Genomic DNA, 23,601 nt, shown 5'->3' with positions numbered 1-23,601 from the left:
CCGCTCCCTATGCCATATTCAGCTCGACCAAAATGCGCTCTGCAATTCGGTCAAGTGGCAGATCTTCGCTGGAGATACCGGCTTTTGCGACAGCTTGCGGCATCCCGTAGACTACGCAGCTTTCTTCATCCTGAGCCCAGACGGTCGAGCCGTTGTTTTTCAGCATGCGGGCACCTTCGCGCCCGTCGGCGCCCATCCCAGTCAGTACCATCGACAACACTTTGTCGTGATAGACCTTGGCTGCCGACCCGAAGGTGACATCCACACACGGTTTGTAATTCATTCGGTCACCGCCATCCAGAATACGCAGACGCGCAGCCCCCGGACGACCTTCGACCATCATCTGCATGCCGCCCGGTGCCAGATACGCCATTCCCGGTTTCAAGGTATCGCCGTCTTCCGCTTCCTTGACGCCAATTTTGCAAAGGTTGTTAAGACGGGCTGCAAACGCGGCAGTAAACGTGGCAGGCATGTGCTGCACCAAAACAATCGGGTACGGGAAGTTAGCCGGTAATTTTGTCAGGACTTTCTGTAGCGCAACGGGTCCACCGGTGGATGTGCCGATGGCCATCAACTGGTATTTCTTCCCACTGGCTTTAAATCGTACCGGGGGCTTGGCGGCCGGACGCACCGGTGTCGTCTGGCGTAAGGAATTTGCGGTTACCGGTTCTGAGGCATGACTGTGGGTCGGCGCCATACGCTGACTGCCGGCACGCACAGCGTCACGGTTCAACGAGGCTCCGGACACAGAGGACGGTGCAGACGCCTGTCCTCCCGTCAGCGGAGTACGCACTGCGCGGCGCATGAACATCCGCTTGCGGGCAATCTCAATAACCCGTTTTTGCAACAGAGCAACCGCGTCATCGCGGTTACGGGCGATGTCTTCAAATTTTTTCGGCAGGAAATCAAGCGCACCGGCATCCAATGCATCCAGTGTCGCCTTAGCACCTTCATGGGTCAAAGAGGAGAACATCAGAATCGGCGTTGGTGCCGCTTTCATGATTTCGCGCACCGCGGTAATACCGTCCATTACCGGCATTTCAATGTCCATGGTGATCACATCCGGCTGAAGCTGACGCGTCATTTCAACGGCTTCTTTGCCGTTCACTGCATTACCAATAACTTCCAGACGCGGATCCGCGTTGAGTATTTCACTGACACGACGGCGGAAGAAACTGGAGTCATCCACCACCAATACTTTGACTGCCATGTTATGCGTTCATCCCGTTGAGATACCTAGCACCTGATAAAACAGGGTTACTCTGTGAATTCTTTATTTTAAAAATGAAGGGCCTTACCGAACGAGCGAGAGCACAATCCTGTCGATTTGCCCCTGCCTGTCTGGCAAAGCCCCTGGCTGGTCGCTGGCCGGAGGACAGTGAAAAATGTTACTTCCCCCTGTTTTTCGCTCCGGCTAGCGCCGCTTTGTCAGACCTGTAACTTAACGACTGGCATAGTGCTTGAGCAGGTTCGGCACATCCAAAATGAGGGCAATGTGGCCATCACTGGTAATGGTTGCACCGGCCATTCCCGGCGTACCTTGCAGCAGTTCGTCAAGCGGCTTGATCACGACTTCTTCCTGACCAATCAGGGTATCCACTACAAAACCGATACGCTGGTGACCAATCTGTACAATCACCACATGGCCGTGGTCACGCTCGCGCGTTGGTGCACCGGCACCGGATAACCAGTCCTGCAGGTAGAACAACGGAATGGCTTTATCACGCACGATAATGGTGAGCTGGCCATCGACCGTATTAGTCTTACGCAGATCCAGATGGAAAATTTCATTCACGCTTGCCAGCGGTAGCGCAAACGGCTGATTCGCCACGCCGACCATCAAGGTTGGCAGAATGGCCAGCGTCAACGGCACCTTGATGTCAATACGAGTGCCTTTGCCCATCGCCGAATCAATACTGATCGAGCCGTTAAGCTGGCTGATACCGGTTTTCACCACATCCATCCCTACACCACGGCCGGAGATATCGGAAATCTCTTTCTTGGTCGAGAACCCCGGGGCAAAAATCAGGTTGTAGCATTCAGTATCGGTCAAACGCGAGGCTGCATCGGTATCCATCACGCCCCGCTCAACAGCGATGGCGCGTAGCTTATCCGGATCCATACCGCCCCCATCGTCTTCGATGGTCAGCAGAATGTGATCCCCTTCCTGCGAGGCCGCCAGCAGCACGGTACCGATTCGCGGTTTACCGGCTTTTTCACGGATATCCGGCATTTCAATACCGTGATCCACTGAGTTACGCACCAGGTGAATCAATGGGTCGGCCAGCGCCTCCACCAGGTTTTTATCCAGATCCGTTTCTTCACCGCGCATTTCAAGCACGATTTCTTTTTTCAGGCTTCGGGCTAAATCCCGTACCACCCGCGGGAAGCGACCAAAGACTTTTTTGATCGGCTGCATACGGGTTTTCATGACCGCGCCCTGCAGATCCGCAGTAACCACATCCAGGTTCGCGACCGCTTTCGACATTTCTTCGTCGTTGCTGTTCAGCCCCAGACTGACCAAGCGGTTACGTACCAGCACCAGCTCACCAACCATGTTCATGATGGTATCCAGGGTCGAGGTATCTACCCGAACCGTGGCATCAGACGATTTAGCTTTCTCTTTGGCACCCGCAGCAGGCTTCGCCATTCGGGTTTCAGCAACCGCCGGTTTTTCTGCCGTGGCAGCGCGTGCAACAGCCACCGGAGCCGCATTATTTTGAGCTAAGTTGTGGGCGAGATCCTGAGCGAAGTCCTGAGCTGGGCTCTGTGCCGGGTTCGGCGCAGAATTCACCGCCTCCGCAGGCTCAGTAGCGGACGTGTGGCTTTCCTCAATCATCTGAGCGACGGGCTTAGTTGCCATTTCCAGCTCTTCCGCCGTCGGGCCTTTGCCCACACCGTGCAGCTCATCCAACAAACGTTCAAATTCATCGTCGGTCATCAGGTCATCGGCATTGCCTGATGCCATGCCAGACGCACTGTGTGGTGTCTGTACTGAACCGCTAGTTGCAGCAGCGTTAGCCGCCGCCAGAGTCGCGGATGGATGACCCTGCGGAGACAGCGAGGCAGCCGTGTCAGCACTAGCTGAAAATTCACTGTTGCCAGGGCCTTTACCGACGCCGTGCAACTCATCCAGCAGGCGCTCAAATTCATCGTCGGTGATATCTCCGCTGTCAGACTGAATCTGGCTGACAATATCCTTGCCCGCATCAGCCACTGCGTTGTTGGCCGGGCTGGTATCGACAGACGGGCCACAACCCACGCCATGGAGCTCATCCAGTAGACGCTCAAACTCGTCCTGGGTAATGTCGTCAACCGAGTTACCGGCAATAGCAGAAGTATTCTCACTCCCACCTTGCGGGCCGGACGGCATCACTAACTGGCTGTCAGGCTGAACGACCGGTTGTACAACAGACGCTTCCGTTGCCATTATCGGAATGTCTTCAACAACTGGCGCCGGTTGTTCAATTGGTGCCGCCGCCTGTGCCAGCTCTTCAGCTGTCGGTGGCTGACTGAAACGGTGCAGCGAGTCCAGCAAGGCCGGATCAGCAGGGTCAATCGGCTCGCGATCCTGCACCTGACCAAACATCACGTTAATGGTATCGAGTGCTTCAAGGATCACGTCCATCAGCTCAGGCGTCACACTGCGCTTCCCTGTGCGCAGCAAGTCGAAGATATTCTCAGCCCCGTGACACGCTTCAACCAGCTCAGTCAGAGACAGGAAGCCAGCGCCACCTTTCACGGTATGGAATCCGCGGAAAATCGCATTGAGCAGATCCGTATCCTCCGGACTCCGCTCCAGCTCAACCAGCTGCTCGGACAGCAGCTCCAGGATTTCCCCGGCTTCAATCAAAAAGTCCTGCAGGATATCTTCGTCTAAATCAAAGCTCATATCATTCCCCTAAAATCCTAGGCTCGATAGCAGGTCGTCGACATCGTCCTGGCTAGACATTACATCCTCACGGACTTCGCTGTTGACAATCGGGCCTTCCGGCGAAAGCTTGCGAGCTTCGCGTAGTGCCTCTGTTCTGTCTTCGCTTTCCATGTCAAAAGCTTTAAGAATTTCAACCAGCTGGTCTTCAACTTCGTGAACCAGTTCAATAACCCGGCGAATAATCTGCCCGGTCAGATCCTGGAAATCCTGAGCCATAAGAATTTCTGTGAGTTGGCTGCGCAGAATGGTGCTGTCACTCTCGACCTGAGTGAGCAAACCGTCGATATCGTGGCAGAGCGACTTAAATTCAGCCAATGCAATCTGCCCGCCCATCAGGCGCTGCCATCGTGGATGTACCTGTTGTAAGGTGTCCCCCAGCCGTTCCGCCAACGGCTGAATGCTGTCAACGGCATCCATGGTTTTGTTTGCCGCCTGCTCCGTTTTATCGATGACAAAGGTCAGTCGATCACGGGCATCGGGGATTTCCGTTTTTGCTAAGTCATTAATGCGGGGATCAAGGCGGAAATTTGCCAGCGAATCGTGCAACTGACGTGTCAGTTTGCCGACTTCAGCGTAAACCGGATCGCGATTATCAGCTACCAAACGGTTCAGCAGCGCATTCGCGTCTTCCTGGTTACCCTGTTCAAGCAGGCTGACAAGCTGTTTTGCCTGATCAAGTGTAATCATTATTGTAATTATCCTTTAGCGCACGACACGATTACTGCATACGTTCGAAGATTTTTTCCAATTTCTCTTTCAGTGTTGCAGCAGTAAATGGCTTAACGATGTAACCATTCACACCCGCCTGAGCGGCTTCGATGATCTGTTCGCGCTTGGCTTCCGCCGTGATCATCAGTACCGGCAGATGCTTCAGTTCAGCATCGGCACGGATATGTTTCAGCAGGTCAATTCCCTGCATGCCCGGCATGTTCCAGTCGGTCACGACAAAGTCAAAGCCACCTTTTTTCAGCATCGGTAGCGCAGTCAATCCATCATCCGCCTCCTGGGTGTTGTTAAAGCCCAGGTCACGCAGCAAATTCTTTACGATACGGCGCATTGTCGAAAAATCGTCGACAATGAGGATTTTCATGTTTTTATTCAAAGTTGCCTCCACTGAGGTCACAGTGTTGTCTCAAATGGTTATTACGTGGTCCACGCGCGTAGCTTGGACCTCAAACGTTGCATTGCCTGACTATGAATCTGGCAAACGCGGGATTCACTGACCCCTATCACAGCGCCAATCTCTTTGAGGTTGAGTTCCTCGTCATAGTAAAGAGAAAGGACCAAGGCTTCTCTCTCAGGCAGGCTTTTGATGGCTTCCACCAGTGACTGACGAAAATTATCATCTACAACCCCCTGAAAGGGAAGATTTTCTTCTAGAGATTCCTCATTCGCCACCGCATCTTCGGAGACCCCGAGGTCTTCCATCCCTATCAGGCGACCACAATTAACATCATTTAAAGCCTGGTGGTACTGTTCCAGTGTCATTTCGAGATATGCGGCAATCTCCTGATCATTGGGGTCCCGCCGCAGTTCCCCTTCCAGCGCCGCTATCGCTTCGCTGATTCGCCGGCTGTTTTTGTACACAGAGCGTGGTACCCAATCGCCGCGACGAATGTCGTCTAGCATGGCCCCGCGAATCCGGATCCCGGCGAACGTTTCGAAACTCGCGCCTTTGGTCGGGTCATAGTTCTGCTGGGCTTCCAGCAGGCCTATCATGCCGGCCTGAATCAGGTCTTCCAGCTGTACATTCGGGGGCAGGCGCCCCATCAAATGGTGGGCAATGCGTTTCACCAACGGCGAATAGCGCTCAATAAAGGCATGCGGGCTCTGCTGATACTGGCCATATGGCATTGCCTTAGGATTCACTGAGCGGCACCTCTTGACGTGAGCTTCGGATCAGTAGCTTTTCAACAAAGAACTCAACGTGTCCGCCCGGGCATGCCGGAACCGGCCAGCTCAGGGCTTTGTTTGACAATGAGGTAAAGGCCAGCGCCGCCGGGCTGCGCGGAAAGGCTTCCACGACTACCTTCTGGCGTTTCACGGCCTGACGCACCCGATCGTCAAGTGGGATACAAGCTACCAGCTCCAGGTTCGCACGCAGAAAACGCTCCGACACCCGGGTCAGTTTGGCAAACAGATCGCGCCCTTCACGGTAACTACGCACCATATTCGCCACAATTTTGAAGCGCTGGACATCGTATTCGCGGCTGAGAATCTTAATCAGGGCATAGGCATCGGTAATCGACGTAGGCTCATCGCATACCACCACCAGCACATCCTGCGCGGCCCGAGAGAAACTCAGTACCATGTCGGAAATACCGGCTGCGGTATCAATCAGCAGCACATCAATGTCATCTTCCAAGGTACTGAACGCCCGAATCAATCCGGTGTGCTGAGCCGGAGTAAGCTCTGCCATGGTTTGTGTTCCGGAAGAAGCCGGGACAATTTTCACCCCGTACGGGCCTTCAACGATGATGTCTTTCAGGTCGCAGACACCGGCCAGTACGTGGGACAAATTTCGTACGGCACGCAATCCCAGCATAACGTCCACGTTTGCCAACCCGAGGTCGGCGTCCAGCACCATGACGCGCTTACCCTGACGGGCCATCGCAATTGCCATGTTCAGAGTGACATTGGTTTTGCCTACTCCCCCTTTCCCGCCAGTAACTGTAATGACTTTGGTAGAGGTTAACTGTGTCATACGGCGTAAACCGCTCGCTTGATCGTACATGCTGTTCTCAATCATAAAAGTCCGCCGCCAGATTCTCGGAGCTGTCACTCGTCCAAAAGTGGGATTGCTGGCTTAACTCTTGTTCTAGTAGTTCATTTGCCCGTGCAACCAGGTAATTGCCTGTTGCGACCTTAATATCTTCCGGTACCCGCTGGCCGTCTGCCAGGTAGGCAATCGGCAGCGCATGCTGAATCGCCATACAGATGACTTCACCGAGGCTCAGTGATTCGTCCAGCTTGGTCAGTACGCAGCCTGACAACGGAATACGCCGGAAATGTTCAATCGTTTCGTGAAGCACCCGACGCTGTGCGGTGGCCGGTAGCACCAGGAAACTGCGAATTTGCGAACCGCTGTTGTGCATCAGGGTATCCAACTGCTCTGACAGACGGATATCACGCTGTCCCATGCCTGCGGTATCCAGCAGAACCAGCCGGCGATGACGTAACTGATGAAGTATATCGGCCAGTTCCTCGGCATCTTTAGCCACTCGTACCGGACACCCCATAATGCGTCCGTACGTCGCCAGCTGTTCGTGGGCACCAATCCGGAATGTGTCTGTCGTAACCAGCGCGATCTGATCCGGACCAAACTCCATTGCCGCGCGGGCGGCCAGTTTGGCTATCGTCGTGGTTTTGCCGACGCCGGTCGGGCCCAGCAGGGCAACCACCCCACCGGTTTCCAGAATACAGTCGTCGGTGGTAATAATTTGATCCGACAGCAACTCCAGTAGCGCTGGCCAGGCTTCATTAGCAGGCACGTCTTCCGGGATGTAACAGGCCAGCTGATCTGACAATTCAGGTGACAAGCCCATTTTTTCCAGCCGCTTGATCATCATCGCCCGCATCGGTTCACGGCGTTCAACCTCCTGCCACATCAGACCGGAGACCTGATGCTCCAGCAGACGTCGAATGGTCGCCAGCTCGCTGCGCATTGATTCCATCTCATCCTGTTCGTACTGACTGACTTTCGGGTCATACCGGGTCGGATCCAGACGATTGCCTTTTTTCGGCGCGGATGAATAGCTGTTCTTCTGACGCTGGCCGCTCAGGGGTTCATAACCACGAGCGTCAGGACGGCGGTAGTCGCCGATATCCAGTGCATGGCGCGGTTGATAGCCCTGATGACTGTCTTGACGATGCCCTTCGTGGTGATTGGTATCGCGGCGGTTATTCGCACGGTTAAGGCCACGCGCCATCTGCCCCGGCTCTGACTTCCGACGATCATTGGCCGGAAAGCCGTTCATGCGGCGAGCCTGGGCGTCATCGCCGTAACCCTGACGGAAGGATGACGAGCCGCTCTGCTGCGAGTTCTGACCTGAATACGCGTCACGGGAACCGGCCTGCTGCTTGGACTGCCGATGCAGCAAAGCGGACAGAGAATCCACTTCACTTTGCATCTCATCACCGCTGTCGCCAGCCGATTCACCACCAGCATAGCTGTTGAGCACATTGGCAAAGCGGGATGACGGCTGCTGCAACTGCACTTTATCTTCAGCCAGCTTGCGCTTAGCCTGACCCAGTCGCTCAGCCAATGCATTACGGCTCTGAATCGCTTCCGGTGAAGGCTCGTTTGGCACATCCGTATCCACGGCTGCCACAATCTCAACCCCGCCCGTCACTTTTTTGTTGGACATGATCACGGCATCAGCCCCGAGCTCTTCCTTAACCTGGCTCAGGGCGGCGCGCATATCTTTTGCAAAAAAACGTTTTATTTTCAATCTGATATTCCCGCTTTATCGTGCTATCGTCATGGCTCCTGCCATGCCTCAGACATTCCTTGTCGGGCTCCCGCCCGGTAATAACCGGTACGGGTCAAGATTCATCACTGATTTCCAACGGCACTGACAATACGAATCTGTTTCTCATCCGGAACTTCCTGGTAGGAAAGCACCCGCAGGGAAGGAATGGTATTTTTCACAAATTTCGCCAATGTCGAACGCAGAACTCCGGAGGTCAGCAATACCGCTGGCTCCCCTTTCAGTTCTTGCTGCTGGGTCGCTTCTGTCAGCGAACGCTGCAGACGTTCAGCCAGTCCAGGCTCAATACCGGCAGACTCACCACCGGCAGATTGCATCGTCTGATGCAATATCTGTTCCAACTCAGGAACCAAAGTAATCACTGGCAACTCAGGCTCTATACCATTGATTTCCTGACAAATTAGTCGTTTCAGGCTGATTCGGACTGCTGCGGTCAGGATGTCAGGATCTTGACTCTTCACGGCGTACTCCGACAGAGTCTGGGTAATCGTCCGAATATCACGGATAGGAATACCTTCATGCAGCAGGTTCTGCAGCACTTTCACAACAGTCCCGAGTGACAATTGATCCGGCACAAAGCCTTCCACCAGTTTCGGTGCTGACTGGGACAGCAATTCCAGCAGGTTCTGGACTTCTTCATGTCCCAACAGCTGAGAAGCATTATTGGCCAGGATTTGACTTAAGTGCGTCGCCAGTACCGTGGCTGAGTCCACCACGGTGTAACCCAGTGCCTGAGCGTGCTCACGCTGTGAAACCGTGATCCATACAGCTTCCAGGCCGAACGCCGGATCCGTGGTCGCCTCGCCGTCGATGTTGCCAAAGACCTGGCCCGGATTAATGGCCAGCTCTTTGTTCGGGTGAATATGGGCTTCCCCACAGGCGACGCCCATCAGACTGATACGGTAAGTATTCGGTGGCAGCTCAAGATTATCGCGAATATGAACCGGCGGGATCAGGAAACCAAAGTCCTGCGACAGCTTTTTCCGCACCCCTTTCACCCGATCCAGCAGCTCGCCACCCTGATCTTTGTCCACCATCGGAATCAGCCGGTAGCCGACTTCCAGCCCAATCACATCAATCGGTTTAACGTCATCCCAGGACAATTCTTTCTGGGGTTGCTGTGCCGGTAAATCAGGCACCGGCGCTTCCGCCTCAGCTTTGGCTGCCGCCTGATCTTTCTTAAGACGCCAGTAAGCAAAGCCGCCAATCATGGCTGACAACAACAGAAAAGGAACATGCGGCATCCCAGGCACTATCCCCATCACAAACAGGATCACGCCGGTAATCACCAGCGCCTGAGGATTGTTGAACATCTGGAAAATCATTTGCTGGCCCATGTCCTCGTCGGTATTTTGACGAGTGACCATCATGGCCGCCCCAATCGATAGAAGCAGAGAGGGGATCTGGGCAACCAGACCATCACCAATGGTCAGCAAACTGTAGATTTGAACGGCATCGCCAAAAGCCAGGCCGTGCTGCCCCATCCCGATAACCAGACCACCGATAATATTGATGAACAGGATCAGAATACCGGCGATGGCATCGCCTTTTACAAACTTTGAGGCACCGTCCATTGAACCGTAGAAGTCCGCTTCTTTGGTGACCTCCTGACGGCGTGTGCGCGCCTGCTCCTGATCAATCAATCCGGCATTAAGATCCGCATCAATGGCCATCTGCTTACCCGGCAATGCATCCAGGGTAAAGCGGGCACTAACCTCTGAGATACGACCAGCACCTTTGGTCACGACCATAAAGTTGATAATCATCAGGATCAGGAATACCACCAGACCGACCGCGTAGTTACCGCCAATCACGACCGAGCCAAAGGCATCGATCACCTGACCAGCGGCCCCTTCCCCTTCATGGCCGTACAGCAGCACGACCCGGGTGGATGCCACGTTCAGCGCCAGCCGGAGCAAGGTCGCAATCAGCAGCACGGTCGGGAACGCGGCGAAATCGAGCGGGCGACGGGTATAAACGGTCACCAACAGCACCACCAGTGCCAGTGCGATATTGAAGGAGAATGCCATATCCAGCAGCAGCGGCGGCATCGGCAACACCACCATGGCCAGCGTCGCCAGCACCATCACCGGCGCGCCAATGGCCGGCATCGACTGAAGCCGGGCGAACGGCAATTTCTCAGCAAAAGGTAAAGAAAGTTTCATCAGGTCTGAAAGCTGCTCAGTTGCGCAAGGAATAAACGTGTTTTAATTGAGCAAGTTAGGTACTTGCTCGTATTAAAATGCAATCAAACTTAGCAATATTTATTCCACTTTTAAGTCAAAAAAATGACAGTAGCAACTTTTTGCTTAGTGCCGATACTCCTCCGGAATATTGGCAGCTTCCCGGGACAAGGTCGGTTTTTTACCGCGCCCCTTACGGTATTGTTTCAATTGGAAAATATACGCCAGCACCTGGGCGACAGCGCTGAACAACCCGTCAGGAATTTGTTGCTCCAGCTCCGTGCTGTGATAGAGCGCCCGGGCCAGCGGCGGCGCCGGTACAATATCGATCTTATGTTCATTGGCAATTTCACGGATTTTCAGTGCCAGAAAATCGGTGCCTTTGGCTACCACCACCGGTGCCGTGTCAATATTGGGGTCATAGCGCAGTGCCACGGAAAAGTGCTCCGGGTTCGTGATAACGACATCAGCCTGCGGCACATCAGCCATCATCCGGCGCTGGGCCATTTCCCGTTGCAGCATCCGAATCCGGCCCTTCACTTCCGGCTTACCTTCGGTTTCCTTGTATTCGTCCTTGACTTCCTGCTTGGTCATTTTCAACTGCTCTTTGTGCTGCCAAATCTGATACGGCACATCAATCGCCACCACGATCAGTAATGAACAACAGATCAGCAGGATAAAGCGCACCAGAATATCCAGCGCATGAAACATGTTCTGCGGGTACACCTCGACCGTCAGCTGGAACAGATCTTCCAGGCTGGCGCGCATCAGAAAGTAAGCCACTCCGGCTACCAGCGAGACTTTGAGGATGGATTTGATCAGTTCGACCAGGCTCTGCTTGCCAAACATCCGCTTGACCCCGCTTATCGGACTCAGCTTGGAAAACTTGGGAGAAGCCGCCTGCATCGAGAAGCTGATCCCCCCCAGTCCGGCCGCCCCGATCCCAGCAGCGAAAAACAGGAACACCAGCACCAGAAACAGCGGCAAGGCGACGTGCGACAGCGCGGCGGTAATCACGACAAACAATCGATTAAGATCAAACACTTCATCGCGGGTCAGGGTAAACATTTTCCCCATCATTTCCGCCAGACTTTTGCCCAGAGACTCGCCGAACCACATCAGCCCGACGGCCCCCGCAACCAGAACAGCAACAGACGCCAGTTCTCTTGAGCGCGGTACCTGCCCTTTCTCCCGCGCCTGCTCAAGCCTTCGGGGCGTGGCGTCTTCGGTACGTTCCTGACCGTCTGATTCTGCCATGGGTTATTTTCTCCGGCTTTGTATTAAGTCAGCCAAGTGGGCTTGATGATGTGATAACACTGTTTGCTGTTAGCTGTTAGCTGTTAGCAACAGGCCTAACATTCCATCCGGATCAGGCCACAGACCTGATCAACGCCCAGCTCCCAGGTCTGTTCATAGTGGGGAATAATACCGGCGACCAGAAACCAGCTGATCAGCAGCCCCAGCAACAGCGCAAAAGAGAAACCGAGCGAGAAAATATTGAGCTGGGGAGCCGCCCGTGTCATGACCCCGAACGAGAGGTTCACCGTCAACAGGGCAATAATGCCTGCCAGCGACATATTCAGCCCCAGCTTGAACATCAGCCCGAACCAGCCTGCCAGCTCGTAATAATCCTGCGGACGGAGCATCGACTCGCCAATCGGCAGTGTCTGGAAGCTCAAGACCACCAGATTAAGCATCGTCAGATGCCCGTCTGTAGCCAGAAACAGCATGATGGAAAGCATCATGTAAAACTGCCCCAGCACCGGCGTATTCTGGCCATTGGCCGGATCCACCATCGACGCAAAACCGATACTCGACTGCATACCAAGAATCTGCCCCAGCAACACAAACACCTGGGTAATAAACTGGGTCACCAGTCCCATCGCGGCACCAATGAACACCTGCTGTGCGCCAGTCAGAAATCCCTGAAATGACAACAGCTCAATCGTATCCGGTACTTTGGGTAACATCGGCATCACCGCGAAGGTGACCGTCAGTGACAAATAGAGCCGGATTTTAGGAGAGACAAAACGGGCACCGAAAAAACTCATCGCCATCATCATTGATGAGATGCGGGTCAGCGGCCAGAAATAGTTGGCAATCCAGTCAAGCAACAAAGGTGCAGAAAATTGCATCGACCCGCCCCGTCAGTACAGTATCTGCGAAATCTGATCGATAATCCGATAGAAATAATCCATCAGCATCTGAGTCATCATGTGACCAAACAGCATGAGTGCCAGCAGCGTCACGATCAGACGCGGCAAAAAACTCAGGGTCTGTTCGTTGATTGAGGTCGCCGCCTGAAAAACCGCGACCACCAGACCAATCAGCAACCCCGGCACCACAATGGCACTGACCATGATCAGCACCATGTACAGGGCTTCCTGAAATATCTCGACAAACGCTTCCGGCGTCATGTGCCAAAACTCCCCGCCAACGTCGACAGAATAAGGTTCCAGCCATCCACCAGTACAAACAGCATGAGCTTAAAGGGCAGAGAGACAATCATCGGCGACAGCATCATCATACCCATTGCCATCAGCACCGAGGCCACCACCAGATCGATGATCAAAAACGGCAAGAACAGCATGAAGCCAATCTGAAAAGCGGTCTTTAGTTCAGAGGTCACAAAAGCCGGGATCAGCACCGTCATCGGTACTTCCTGCGGGTCTGTGGCCGAAGAGCCAGACATATTGACGAAAGTTTCCAGATCTTTAACCCGGGTTTGCTTGAGCATGAATTGCCGCAGCGGATCCTGCGCCGCTTGCAAAGCCTCAGTCGCGGTCATCTGCTCATTGATATAGGGCTGCACCGCCTCATTATTAATACGATCCAGCACTGGCGACATAATAAAAAAGGTCAGAAACAAGGCAATGCCAATGATGACCTGATTTGAAGGCGTTTGTTGTAACCCCATGGCCTGACGCAGAATCGACATCACCACCACAATGCGGGTAAACGAGGTCATCAGAATGACGATCGCCGGCAAAAAGCCGAGCGCCGTCATCAGAGCCAGAATTTGCAGGGTCACCGAGTAATCTTCGCTGCCGTCAGGATTAACCGTAACCGAGAAAGCCGGGATACCACTGCCGCCCCCTTTACTGAGCACCATCTTGGTTGAACCCGCCTCACTCTGCATTTCGCTGACTGTGACACTGCTGGCAGCCGTGCCGGTATCGCCTTGCGCTGCCCATGCCATCGGTGTGACAAACATTGCAAAACAAAGCGAAAAAGCCGCCAGAGCGGCGGCAATCCAATTATTTTTTCTCATCTTTTTTTAACAGCCTGCTGAGGTGACTGGCAAACTCGCCACTCCCCTGCATCTCATCCGTGGCGATAGGCGTATCCAGTTTCCCCAGCATCGAGATATTCTGTTGCGTCACTCCCACCAGCATCTGCTCATCACCCACCTGCAGCAGCACGATGCGTTCACGCTGTCCGACCGGTAGCTGACGCAGTACCCGCAGGGTTCGGTCACCACCCTGCATACCCGGCAATTTCATGCGTTTGAGTAACCAGGCCAACAACACGATAATGACCAAGACCAGTATCAGGGAAGCCAGGGTCGTTGCGATATTGAGTTCCGGCGCCGTGCCTGCGGCCATCGCCGGGCCTGCGCCCAGCAATCCATAACACAGACCAACCCCATAACACAGGCCTAATCCGGCCTGAGCTAAACGCTTTTGATGTACACTCATCAGCGCAGCTTCTTAATGCGTTCAGTCTGGCTGATCACGTCGGTCAGGCGGATACCGAACTTGTCGTTGACGACAACCACTTCGCCGTGAGCAATCAGTGTCCCGTTGACCATCACATCCAGTGACTCACCGGCTACCCGGTCCAATTCCACAACCGACCCCTGGTTCAGCTGAAGCAGGTTACGGATGCTGATCTGAGTACGACCGACTTCCATCGAAATCGTGACCGGAATATCCAGAATGGTATCCAGTTTACGGCGCTCATCGTCACCAATCGGTCTCGATTCGTCAGTCAGTTCTTCCAGCGGTGCTGGCTGAGCATCATCTTCGGCACCCGCCTGTTCGGCCAGCGCAGCAGCCCAATCATCGGCAATTTGTTGATCATTCTGAGACATGGCTTTTACCTATCATTATCGTTGTCGTCACTGTCCAGGTTCAGCAGTGCCGTACCTAATTCATTTCGGTCCAGGAAGGCCAGATCGCTCTTCACCATATCCGGACGTTTCAGTTTCTCGGTGATTTTGAGGGCGATGTTTTCCCCTGATTTCCCCATCTTGGCGCGATAGGTCGGCAGGTCTTCCACAAACACCGTGGCATGTTCCGGCATATCAATCGGGATAATATCGCCCGGCTGAAGCTCCATCAGGTCGCGCAGAGTCAGCTCGACATCCAGCAGCTTGGCCCGCATATTTACCGGTACATCCATAATTTCGTCACGCAGCGCTTTGCTCCAGCGCACGTCAGTATCCATCTTGTCACTTTGTACACCGGCATCAAGCAACTCACGGATTGGCTCGACCATGGAGTACGGCATCACGACATGAAAATCACCGCCGCCACCATCAACTTCAATGTGGAAGGAGCTGACAACAATCACTTCCGTCGGGCTGACAATGTTGGCCATGGTCGGGTTCACTTCAGAGTCCAGGTATTCGAACTCCACCCCCATCACCGGAGACCATGCTTCGCGGTAGTCTTCAAACACCAGCTTCAGCAGCATCTGTACGATACGTCGCTCGGTCGGGGTAAACTCCCGCCCTTCGATCTTGGCGTGAAAACGGCCGTCGCCCCCGAAGAAATTCTCGACCAGGATGAAAACCAGCCGGGCCTCCATGGTGATCAGTGCCGTTCCTTTCAGCGGCCGGAACCGCACCATATTCAGGCTGGTCGGGACGTACAGGGTATTCTGATACTCACCAAACTTGAGCATCTGTACCCCGTTAATAGAAACTTCCGCCGTTTTTCGCAGCATGTTGAACAGGCTGATCCGCATATGACGGGCAAAACGTTCATTGATCAGCTCAAGCGTCGGCATCCGCCCGCGGACAATACGGTCCTGCGAGGAAAAATCAAACGAGATGACCCCGGCTTCATCCTGGCCATCATCGTCGTCATCAACGTCATCGACCCCGTGCAACAGGGCATCAATTTCATCCTGCGTTAATAAATCGCTCACTTTATACCTATTGCATTACAAAACCAGTGAACAGGACTCGCTCAACAGACTGTCTGCCAGCGACTTTAATCATGGCATCCTGAACGGCTGTCAGTGCTTGCTGACGCAGATCAATACGGCCATTCGGAGTACGTAACTGTTCAACCGTTGCCGCACTGAAGGTCTGCAACAGCGTGCTTTCAATCAATGGAATGTGCTGTTTGGTGGCCGCTTCGTTCTCGTCGCCGCGAACCATTAACTGGACTTTCACCTGAACCAGGCGATCCCGTTTGTCACCCGTTACATTGAAAATGAACGGCTGAGGAAGAATCACATAATACGCGGACTCTTTAGCTCCCGGTGCAGCACTTTCCTGAGGCTTTGCGACTTCCTGTTCAGGGGTATCCTCACCGCCGAACATGAACCAAGCCCCGGCCCCGCCGCCAGCCAATAGCACCACGGCCAGAGCTATGATCACAAACAGTTTTTTCTTGCTGCCACCGTTAAGGTCTTCCGCCATTGCGTTTGATTCCTTTTCTTATTCTTGTCGCCCGAGCCAGTCTACCAAACTCTGTGCTCAGGCATAATAATCGACGCCGTCTTTCTTCTGGCTCATCCACAGTTCTGTCACATCACCGTCCGAACCCTGCCCGGGGTCAGTTCCGCCCGCCGTCATCATTCCGTTGCCGGAAGACTGCTCTTGCTGGTGAAATTGGCCGCCATTCTGTCCGGCACTATCTTGCTGAACAGAGCCCTGAGCCAGTTGGACGCCCTGCTGACCCAGCAATTCCCGGAGTCGTGGCATGGCTTGCTCCACCAGATCACGGGTCTGCGAATTGGCGACGGTAAAATGCACCGAAGCCTGATCCTGGTTGAGCGACAATTTAATGTGCAGTTTTCCCAACTCCGGTGGATCAAGGCGAATGTCGATCTGCTTTAAGTTCTTGGCCATCATCATTTGCACCTGATCAGCCAGTTTGTCACCGGCCTGATCTTTATGCAGCTGAATAGCTGGGGCAGAGGCGGTATTGTCAGCTTTATTCGCTGCCAGCAAAGGGGCGCTCTGCCCCTGATGAGTCCGCCCGGCAGCGTCATCCGCTTTGTGATCACCGGTCAGTTCATCCAGCCCGCCCTGGCTGATTTGAGATGACAATGCATGAGTCCCTTTTAGGCTTTCAAGACCTACCGCCTCAGACTCTCCGTCTTGGGTTGTCGCACCTGTCAGGAGTGTCGATTTACCGTCACCCCTAGACAAACGGGAAGCCATCAATGCTGACAGTGGGGAATCTGTGCCAGTCAAAATTCCGGCACTTTTCTGACCATCGGGTTTCACCCCGTCTTTGCCGCCATCAGCCCATGGCGGCAACTCTTTGCCATTTGCCTCTTTGACGGTCGATAAAGCAGTCTGCGCTAAACTCGCATCATCCGCCTGATCTGCCTCACCGTCACTCAACTGAGCATGAGCGGCAGATAAGCGCGCCAGCAGTGCATCCCCTTCACTCATCCACTTTTTCGCCCCGGATTCACCGGAAAATGCTTTATCAGAAATAACGGCATCGGTAACGGCTTTATCTGAACCTGCTTTATCAGCAGAATCAGCAGCCTTCGTTATAGGTGCCGCTTGGGCAAAGCCCATCAGTGAAGAAATAGCAGCCCCACCCACCTGATCCTCAGAGGCTTCATCGACGTTGTCCGACTCCGCGACATGGGACGCGGAGAGCGCTACATCATTGACGGTCGGCGAATGGCCGGCTGACATGATGGCATCGCCCTCATCGTCAGACTGAACAGAACCAGCTGTTTGTTCTGAAAGGGATTTATCAGCTATTTCTGCACTGTCATCGTCCCCCTTTTCAACCAACACCGATCCCTTTGAAGAGCCGGCGAACACACCGGCTTCGCCAGATGATGCGGTGCCAGACAGTTCGGTTGCCGCAGAGCGAGTGACGGAAGCCGCTTTTTCTGCTCCGACAGCCACTTCTTCCCCGGCCTGAGAGCCCGGTTGTGGGGACTGAGACGCGGTGCGACTCGTCTCTGATTGTTTTCCGGCACCCTGACCATCAGCAGCCAGGGGCTGTTTTGCCACAAGCGACTTTGCCGATGATGGGTTTTCCGAAGAAGGGGCATGGCGATTCGCCTGATCCAATACCTCAGAAAAGGCCGCTGAAGAAGCAGGAGTCGTCGCTGTTTCTCTCCCCTGGGCACGCAAAGGCGCTGCGGCAATAGGAGTTGACGAAGGTAAAACCTGACTTTTAGTCGGCTCTGGCGTGAGTAAGCGAGATACAGTCATAATCGGCTCTGGTGTGCTGTGCTTGCCAAAAAAATAGACAAGTCAAAATCACGACAATTCATAACGGGTATACAAGCAAGAATTGCACCAGTTTTTTGCCATCTCTCTGACGGCCTGACAGGTAACCCGATACCGGATCAGGTTAACGCTGATTGGTCATCCGACGGGCGAATTGCAGAGTGGCAAACTCATCCATCAGCTTCTGCTCCTGGCGATCCAAACGCTGCTGGCGCTCCGTTTGCTTTTTATCCAGCAGCCATTCAATGGAGCGCCGCTGTTTTCGGACTTCATTCCATTGCTCAGAGCTTCGGGTAATTTGATGATCAAAGTGGTGACCGGCGGCTTTTTGCCGCGACAGGGTTTCATCCAACTGGCTGAGAAATTTTTGCAAATGACTGTAGGAGCTGGCTGTCAGCCCCTGCATTCCGCGCTCCGACAGCTGTCGGCTGTAATCCAGCCGGTATTGCTCGATCTGCTGCAGCTGGCGAAGGTAATTTTCCTTCTCCAATCGAGCCTGGTGCAAGGCTGTCGCGGCTTTTTGCTCATCGTCTTTGGCTCGCTCCAATAAGAGCGCCAGGGCTTGTTCAGACATGGTCAGATTCCTCGGTTAAGCTCAGCTTTCATCAGGAACCACTCAGAACCGAGCGCAGCATGTTGACGCACATATCATAAGGAACCGATTCTTTCATCGATTGTTGCAGATACGCATCCAGTCTGGGTTTGAATGCGAATGCCTGATCAATGGCCTGATCCGTACCCGGTTTATAGGCACCGATAGACACCAAATCCTGATTTTTTCGGCAGATAGACAAAATCTGCCGTACTGCTTTTGACATCAGCATGTGCTCCTCGCTGACAATCGCCGGCATCACCCGGCTAACCGAGCGCTCAACATCAATAGCCGGATAATGACCGGCATCCGCCATTTCCCGGGACAGCACAATGTGGCCATCCAGAATTGCCCGCGCGGAATCGGCAATCGGATCCTGCAGATCATCACCTTCGGTTAACACGGTAAAAAAAGCAGTGATAGACCCCTGATGCTCGCCACCATTACCGGCACGTTCAACCAATGCCGGCAGTTTGGCAAAAACCGACGGCGGATAACCTTTGGTTGCCGGGGGCTCACCAACCGACAAGGCAATCTCCCGCTGTGCTTGGGCAAAGCGGGTCAGAGAATCCATTAACAGCAGCACATCCAGTCCCTGGTCACGAAAGTATTCCGCAATTGTCAGGGCGGTCTGGCAACCTTTTAACCGCATCAGCGGAGAGGCGTCTGCCGGGGCCGCGATCACTACAGCCCGCTCGCGCCCCTCAGTGCCGAGGATCTCATCAATAAATTCTTTTACCTCGCGGCCACGCTCGCCGATCAGGCCCACGACAACCACCTGAGCGGTCGTGCCCCGAGTCATCATTCCCAGCGTGACGGACTTACCGACCCCCGAACCGGCAAACAGGCCAATCCGCTGACCTTTGCCGACCGTCAGCACACCATTGATGGCTTTCAGCCCGACATCCAGCGGTTCTTTTATCGGCTTACGGCTCAAGGGATTGATTGGGTCGGCGTTAAATGAAGCGCGCTCAGCGGTATAAATATCACCCAGCCCGTCAAGCGGGTTACCGACCCCGTCAATGACCCGCCCAAGCAGCTCCATCCCAACCGGCAGACCGGCAGCATGCTGAATTGGTGTGACTCTGGCCCCGGGCATCACGCCGGTCAGCTGTTCGCTCGGCATCAGGTACAGGGTCTCGCCGGAGAAGCCCACCACCTCAGCTTCCATCTCACCGTTGAGGGTTTCCACCCGGCACAGGCTGCCAACCGGAGCCCGACAGCCAATCGCTTCCAGAGTCAGGCCAACCACGCGAACCAGGCGGCCAGCGGCCACAGGGCGACAAGCCAGTTGGGAAGTTTGGTATCGGGAAAGACGCTCAGCCAGTGCCATTATCAGGCTCCATGCTGCGTGTGTTGCGTTGCATTGACGCCTATGAATTGGGTCAGCAGATGACGAATTCGCTCCTGAACGGGGAACTCCACCGTAGAGTCACCAGCCTGCACCACCAGATCGCCGCGATTTAAGGCGGGTTCAGCCTGAAGCTGCCATTGGCGTTCGGCCAGGCTCGCTTCACCATAGGCTTCTTTGATAACAGTGGCATCGTCTGGATGCAGTTGAATAATCACGGTTTGATTGGCGATAGGCAGAGCGGCAATACCCTCGCGAAGAGTCTGAAGAATCACCTGAGAATTGGTATTCAGTTCCACCTGAATCAACTCACGGGTCAGCCCGGTTACCAACCGGAGCAACTGCTGTTCAACATCATTGTCGACCTGCGCCAGCGGGGTCGAAAGCTTGTCCATCAACTGGGTGAGTAATCCTACCTGCTCCTGAATGCGTGCCTCGCCCTGTGCCAGCCCTTCTGCGAGCCCTTGTTCCAGACCTTGCTGCTTACCCTGCTCCAGCCCTTCGGTTTGCCCCAGAGCAAAACCTTCAGCATGACCGGCCTCGCGACCTTCTAGCAGGCCTTCTTCGTAAGCCGACTGACGAATGGCTTCCAGATCAGCGGCGGTTAACGGTGGTGGTCCCTGCTCTTCCTCTTCAAGTTCGAGCGGCTCCACATGCCATTGCGGATCATAGTTCAGCGCATTCTCCGCCATCGACGACTGCTCGTCGCTGTAATCCGGATAAGCCCAGCGCTCCAGCTCCTGAGCCTGATGCTCAGATACTCGCAAAAAACCACGGCGGCGATCAGTCGACATTTATTTTCCTGTCAGTTTTCAGGTTATAGGATCAGAGGAAATCGTCCTGACCACTGCCAGTCAGCATGAGTTCACCGGCATCAGACAGACGACGGGCAATTGACAGAATCTCTTTCTGAGCAGCTTCCACATCAGAGACCCGAATTGGTCCCATGGCTTCCAGATCGTCCTGCAGCATTTCAGCCGCACGCTTGGACATGTTACGCAGGATTTTTTCACGCAACAGGTCATCCGCTCCTTTCAGGGCTTTCTGCAGCAGATCTTGCGGCACATCACGCAGAAGAGTCTGAATACCACGATCATCCACTTCCGCCAGGTTATCAAAGACGAACATCAAATCTTCAATCTGTGTCGCCATCTCTTCATCGTTCTCGCGGATCTGATCCATGAGCAGACCTTCAACATTGTTGTCGAGGTAGTTCATGATTTCTGCCGCCGCCTTCAGGCCGCCAATTTTCGCCGCCTGAGCGCCAGCCTGACCGGCAAACTGTTTCTCCATGATATCATTCAGTTCATGCAGTGCCGCCGGCTGGACTTCTTCCAGGTTAGCAATACGCATCATCAGATCTAAGCGAACCCGCTCAGGGAACTGTGCCAGAATCTCGGCCGATTGTTCCGGCTCAAGGTAAGACAGCACAATGGTCTGGATCTGCGGGTGCTCATTGTGAATGATGCTGGCCACCTGACGGGGATCCATCCATTTCAGGGAATCGAGTCCTTTCGAGCCGCTGCCCATCAGGATCTGATCCACCAGGTTATTGGCCTTGTCTTCACCCAGCGCGGCAATCAGCGTATTGCGAACAAAGTCTTCGCTGCCCATACCGATGCTGGTGTATTTCTGAATGTCTTCGAGAAAATGGCGATGTACGGCGGACACCTTGTCCTGGCTCAGATCAGCCATTGACGCCATGGCACCACCCACCCGCTGTACCTGTTTAGGCTGCAAATGGCGAATTATGCTGGCGGCATCCTGTTCATTCAGGCTCAACAGCAAAATAGCCGCTTTTTCAGTCCCAGACAGACTGTTGACGTCAAACTTTTTGTCTTCAGTGGTAGCGACTTCATTAGCCATCTTCATTCACCCAATTTTTCACAACTTGTGCCGCCAGATCCGGCTCGTTAGCAACCAGTGCCCGCACAGCTTTCAACAGATCCTCATCTTTGTGCAGGTTCGGCAGGTCGAGCGTGCTGCTGCTCAGCTCCAACACATCACCGCCATCCAGTTCACTACCGATAAGGTCAATCCGATCATTGTCACCGCCCATCAGTGGCATGCCATTTTCATCAAGTGGCGTACCGTCTGCGGCCTGATTCGGATACAGCAGCTTGCGCATCGCCGGACGCACCATGACCAACATGACAACAGCAATCACCAGTGCGGCAGCCAGCCAGCGAACCCAGGTACTGAAGTTCGGATGCTCCCAAATTGGCAGATCGGAAACCTGAATGTCTTCCGGCTCGGCAAACGGCACAGAAATCACTTCCAGCATGTCACCGCGGGCCTCCGAAAAGCCCACCCCACCTTTCAGCAGGCGGCTGATTTTCGCCAGCTCGGCTTCACTGAGCGGTATCCGGGTCATTTCACCACTTTCCGGATCCAGCACAGATTTATAATCAATAGCAACAGAAACCGTCTGACGCTGAATACTGCCAGATTGCGCCCGCTTATGGCGAATAGTGGTATCCAGTTCATAGTTACGGGTGGCTTCGCGGTGTACCGAGCCATTGTTTGCATTTTTACCCGACTGCAGTTTGGCGACATCTTCCGGAATCGAGCTGTCTGCAGGCGGCTGGTTGCTCAGCGCGCCGGGAATACCGGCCACCATGCTACCGTTGTTGTAATCTTCCAGCGTGTATTCACTGCGGGTCGCCGAGGTCGACGGGTCGTACTGCTTGCGGGTTTCTTCCACCGCGCTGAAATCCATCGATACATCCACCTGGGACGTATATTTCCCCAGTCCCAGTACAGGGATCAGGATGGCATCGATTTTATCCCGCAGGGCCTGCTCCTGCTTGCGTTCCAGCTCATACTCTTTGCGCCGTGCGGTCGCCGCCGGGTCTTCGGTTCCGGAACTGAGCAAGCGACCGTGCTGATCGGTCACGGTAACACGGGTCGGTTTGAGCCCCGGCACCGCCGTGGACACCATGTCGACAATTGAATCCACTTCCTGCTGGCCCAGCGTTGCACCGCTGCCCAACGTCAGAAAGACAGTGGCTGATGCTTCCTGGTTATGACGCACAAATACGCTCTGTTTTGGCATCGCCAACAACACCTGCGCTTTGCGGACCTGACGGATTTGTTCGATGGCACGGGCCAGCTGGCGCTCACGACTTAGCTTAAGACGCTCCTGCTCAAGCCGTTGCGACACACCGAAACCCATGTCTTTCAGCAGGATATCATCGCCTTCAGCGGTCGTCTGATTGAGCCCGGCCCGGGTCATCTCCAGCTTAATCGAGGAATAATTATCGGCAGGCACCCGGATGGTGTTGCCTTCCAGGGTGTAAGCAATTTTTTTCTGATCAAAATGATCGAGAATAGGTATCAGCTCAGCCGTTTCAAACGTGCCTAACGGACGCATCTCCGGCTCTTTCAGCCAGGAGATAACCAGCACAATCAAGGCCACGCAGATCGCCACTGACAAGACCAGAATCACCTGACGCAGAAGATCGAGGTTGCCCAGCATGCTGTCTACACGCGAAACACTCTTTTCTTCCGCATCCGGGTTCTGCATATCCAGGCTATCATTCGACAACGCCGGTGTAGATGCCTGCCCAGCCACAGCTAGCTCATTGTTTGAAGACGAATCCGACACTCA

The 23,601-nt window shown here is 54.2% G+C and carries 22 protein-coding genes; all 22 read right to left on the bottom strand.

Going from position 1 to position 23,601, the window contains the following annotated elements:
* Positions 1–7 precede the first annotated feature (7 nt).
* The 22 genes from PGW97_RS04300 to fliF all read right to left on the bottom strand — a co-directional run bounded on the left by PGW97_RS04300 (position 8) and on the right by fliF (position 23,598).
* Entirely contained in the window at positions 8–1,210 is a 1,203-nt protein-coding gene (locus tag PGW97_RS04300; RefSeq protein ID WP_273858874.1) for a protein-glutamate methylesterase/protein-glutamine glutaminase, read from the bottom strand.
* Between the two features lie 231 nt (positions 1,211–1,441).
* The gene (locus tag PGW97_RS04295) at positions 1,442–3,892 is read right to left on the bottom strand and encodes a chemotaxis protein CheA (RefSeq protein WP_273858872.1); all 2,451 of its coding nucleotides are present in this window, start codon (positions 3,890–3,892) and stop codon (positions 1,442–1,444) included.
* 9 nt (positions 3,893–3,901) lie between these two features.
* Positions 3,902–4,621: a protein phosphatase CheZ gene (locus tag PGW97_RS04290; RefSeq protein WP_047883825.1), complete on the bottom strand. Its 720-nt coding sequence runs from the start codon at positions 4,619–4,621 to the stop codon at positions 3,902–3,904.
* A gap of 31 nt (positions 4,622–4,652) precedes the next feature.
* Positions 4,653–5,024, bottom strand: coding sequence for a chemotaxis response regulator CheY (gene cheY / locus PGW97_RS04285; protein ID WP_047883826.1), 372 nt, complete (start codon positions 5,022–5,024; stop codon positions 4,653–4,655).
* 53 nt (positions 5,025–5,077) lie between these two features.
* Positions 5,078–5,788 (bottom strand): RNA polymerase sigma factor FliA, encoded by a 711-nt coding sequence (locus tag PGW97_RS04280; protein WP_047883827.1) that lies wholly within the window; start codon positions 5,786–5,788, stop codon positions 5,078–5,080.
* A 4-nt stretch (positions 5,789–5,792) separates the two neighbouring features.
* Complete coding sequence (locus PGW97_RS04275) at positions 5,793–6,683, bottom strand: MinD/ParA family protein (RefSeq protein WP_047883828.1); 891 nt, start codon at positions 6,681–6,683, stop codon at positions 5,793–5,795.
* On the bottom strand, positions 6,676–8,385 hold the full coding sequence (gene flhF / locus PGW97_RS04270; RefSeq protein WP_273858868.1) for a flagellar biosynthesis protein FlhF: 1,710 nt from the start codon (positions 8,383–8,385) through the stop codon (positions 6,676–6,678). The genes PGW97_RS04275 and flhF overlap by 8 nt, the downstream gene beginning before the upstream one ends.
* A gap of 104 nt (positions 8,386–8,489) precedes the next feature.
* Positions 8,490–10,589, bottom strand: a complete 2,100-nt coding sequence (gene flhA / locus PGW97_RS04265; protein ID WP_273858866.1) for a flagellar biosynthesis protein FlhA — start codon at positions 10,587–10,589, stop codon at positions 8,490–8,492.
* Positions 10,590–10,733: 144 nt separating this feature from the next.
* Positions 10,734–11,864, bottom strand: coding sequence for a flagellar biosynthesis protein FlhB (gene flhB, locus PGW97_RS04260; RefSeq protein WP_047883831.1), 1,131 nt, complete (start codon positions 11,862–11,864; stop codon positions 10,734–10,736).
* 95 nt (positions 11,865–11,959) lie between these two features.
* Positions 11,960–12,742 carry a flagellar biosynthetic protein FliR gene (gene fliR, locus PGW97_RS04255; protein WP_273858864.1) on the bottom strand — a complete coding sequence of 261 codons (783 nt, stop codon included), beginning with the start codon at positions 12,740–12,742 and terminating at the stop codon, positions 11,960–11,962.
* Between the two features lie 12 nt (positions 12,743–12,754).
* Positions 12,755–13,024 (bottom strand): flagellar biosynthesis protein FliQ, encoded by a 270-nt coding sequence (fliQ, locus tag PGW97_RS04250; protein ID WP_047883833.1) that lies wholly within the window; start codon positions 13,022–13,024, stop codon positions 12,755–12,757.
* A complete protein-coding gene (gene fliP, locus PGW97_RS04245) occupies positions 13,021–13,878 on the bottom strand; it encodes a flagellar type III secretion system pore protein FliP (RefSeq protein ID WP_443147107.1) in 858 nt (285 codons plus the stop codon). Before fliP ends, fliQ begins: the two co-directional genes overlap by 4 nt.
* The gene (gene fliO, locus PGW97_RS04240; RefSeq protein WP_273858863.1) at positions 13,865–14,305 is read right to left on the bottom strand and encodes a flagellar biosynthetic protein FliO; all 441 of its coding nucleotides are present in this window, start codon (positions 14,303–14,305) and stop codon (positions 13,865–13,867) included. Before fliO ends, fliP begins: the two co-directional genes overlap by 14 nt.
* Positions 14,305–14,700 (bottom strand): flagellar motor switch protein FliN, encoded by a 396-nt coding sequence (gene fliN, locus PGW97_RS04235; RefSeq protein ID WP_047883836.1) that lies wholly within the window; start codon positions 14,698–14,700, stop codon positions 14,305–14,307. Before fliN ends, fliO begins: the two co-directional genes overlap by 1 nt.
* A 5-nt stretch (positions 14,701–14,705) precedes the next feature.
* A complete protein-coding gene (gene fliM, locus PGW97_RS04230; protein WP_047883837.1) occupies positions 14,706–15,761 on the bottom strand; it encodes a flagellar motor switch protein FliM in 1,056 nt (351 codons plus the stop codon).
* Positions 15,762–15,768: 7 nt separating this feature from the next.
* The gene (gene fliL / locus PGW97_RS04225) at positions 15,769–16,260 is read right to left on the bottom strand and encodes a flagellar basal body-associated protein FliL (RefSeq protein WP_047883838.1); all 492 of its coding nucleotides are present in this window, start codon (positions 16,258–16,260) and stop codon (positions 15,769–15,771) included.
* 57 nt (positions 16,261–16,317) lie between these two features.
* Entirely contained in the window at positions 16,318–18,030 is a 1,713-nt protein-coding gene (locus PGW97_RS04220) for a flagellar hook-length control protein FliK (protein ID WP_273858861.1), read from the bottom strand.
* A 142-nt stretch (positions 18,031–18,172) separates the two neighbouring features.
* The gene (gene fliJ, locus PGW97_RS04215) at positions 18,173–18,622 is read right to left on the bottom strand and encodes a flagellar export protein FliJ (RefSeq protein WP_047883840.1); all 450 of its coding nucleotides are present in this window, start codon (positions 18,620–18,622) and stop codon (positions 18,173–18,175) included.
* A 31-nt stretch (positions 18,623–18,653) separates the two neighbouring features.
* Complete coding sequence (gene fliI, locus PGW97_RS04210) at positions 18,654–19,976, bottom strand: flagellar protein export ATPase FliI (RefSeq protein ID WP_047883841.1); 1,323 nt, start codon at positions 19,974–19,976, stop codon at positions 18,654–18,656.
* Complete coding sequence (gene fliH, locus PGW97_RS04205; protein ID WP_217392111.1) at positions 19,976–20,785, bottom strand: flagellar assembly protein FliH; 810 nt, start codon at positions 20,783–20,785, stop codon at positions 19,976–19,978. The genes fliI and fliH overlap by 1 nt, the downstream gene beginning before the upstream one ends.
* Positions 20,786–20,816: 31 nt before the next feature.
* Complete coding sequence (gene fliG / locus PGW97_RS04200) at positions 20,817–21,857, bottom strand: flagellar motor switch protein FliG (protein WP_047883843.1); 1,041 nt, start codon at positions 21,855–21,857, stop codon at positions 20,817–20,819.
* Complete coding sequence (gene fliF / locus PGW97_RS04195) at positions 21,850–23,598, bottom strand: flagellar basal-body MS-ring/collar protein FliF (protein ID WP_273858859.1); 1,749 nt, start codon at positions 23,596–23,598, stop codon at positions 21,850–21,852. Before fliF ends, fliG begins: the two co-directional genes overlap by 8 nt.
* Between the last annotated feature and the right edge of the window lie 3 nt (positions 23,599–23,601).

The organism is Photobacterium sp. GSS17 (genome assembly GCF_028621875.1).
Classification (GTDB): Bacteria; Pseudomonadota; Gammaproteobacteria; order Enterobacterales; family Vibrionaceae; genus Photobacterium; species Photobacterium ganghwense.
This window is presented reverse-complemented; position numbering and strand designations above follow the sequence as displayed.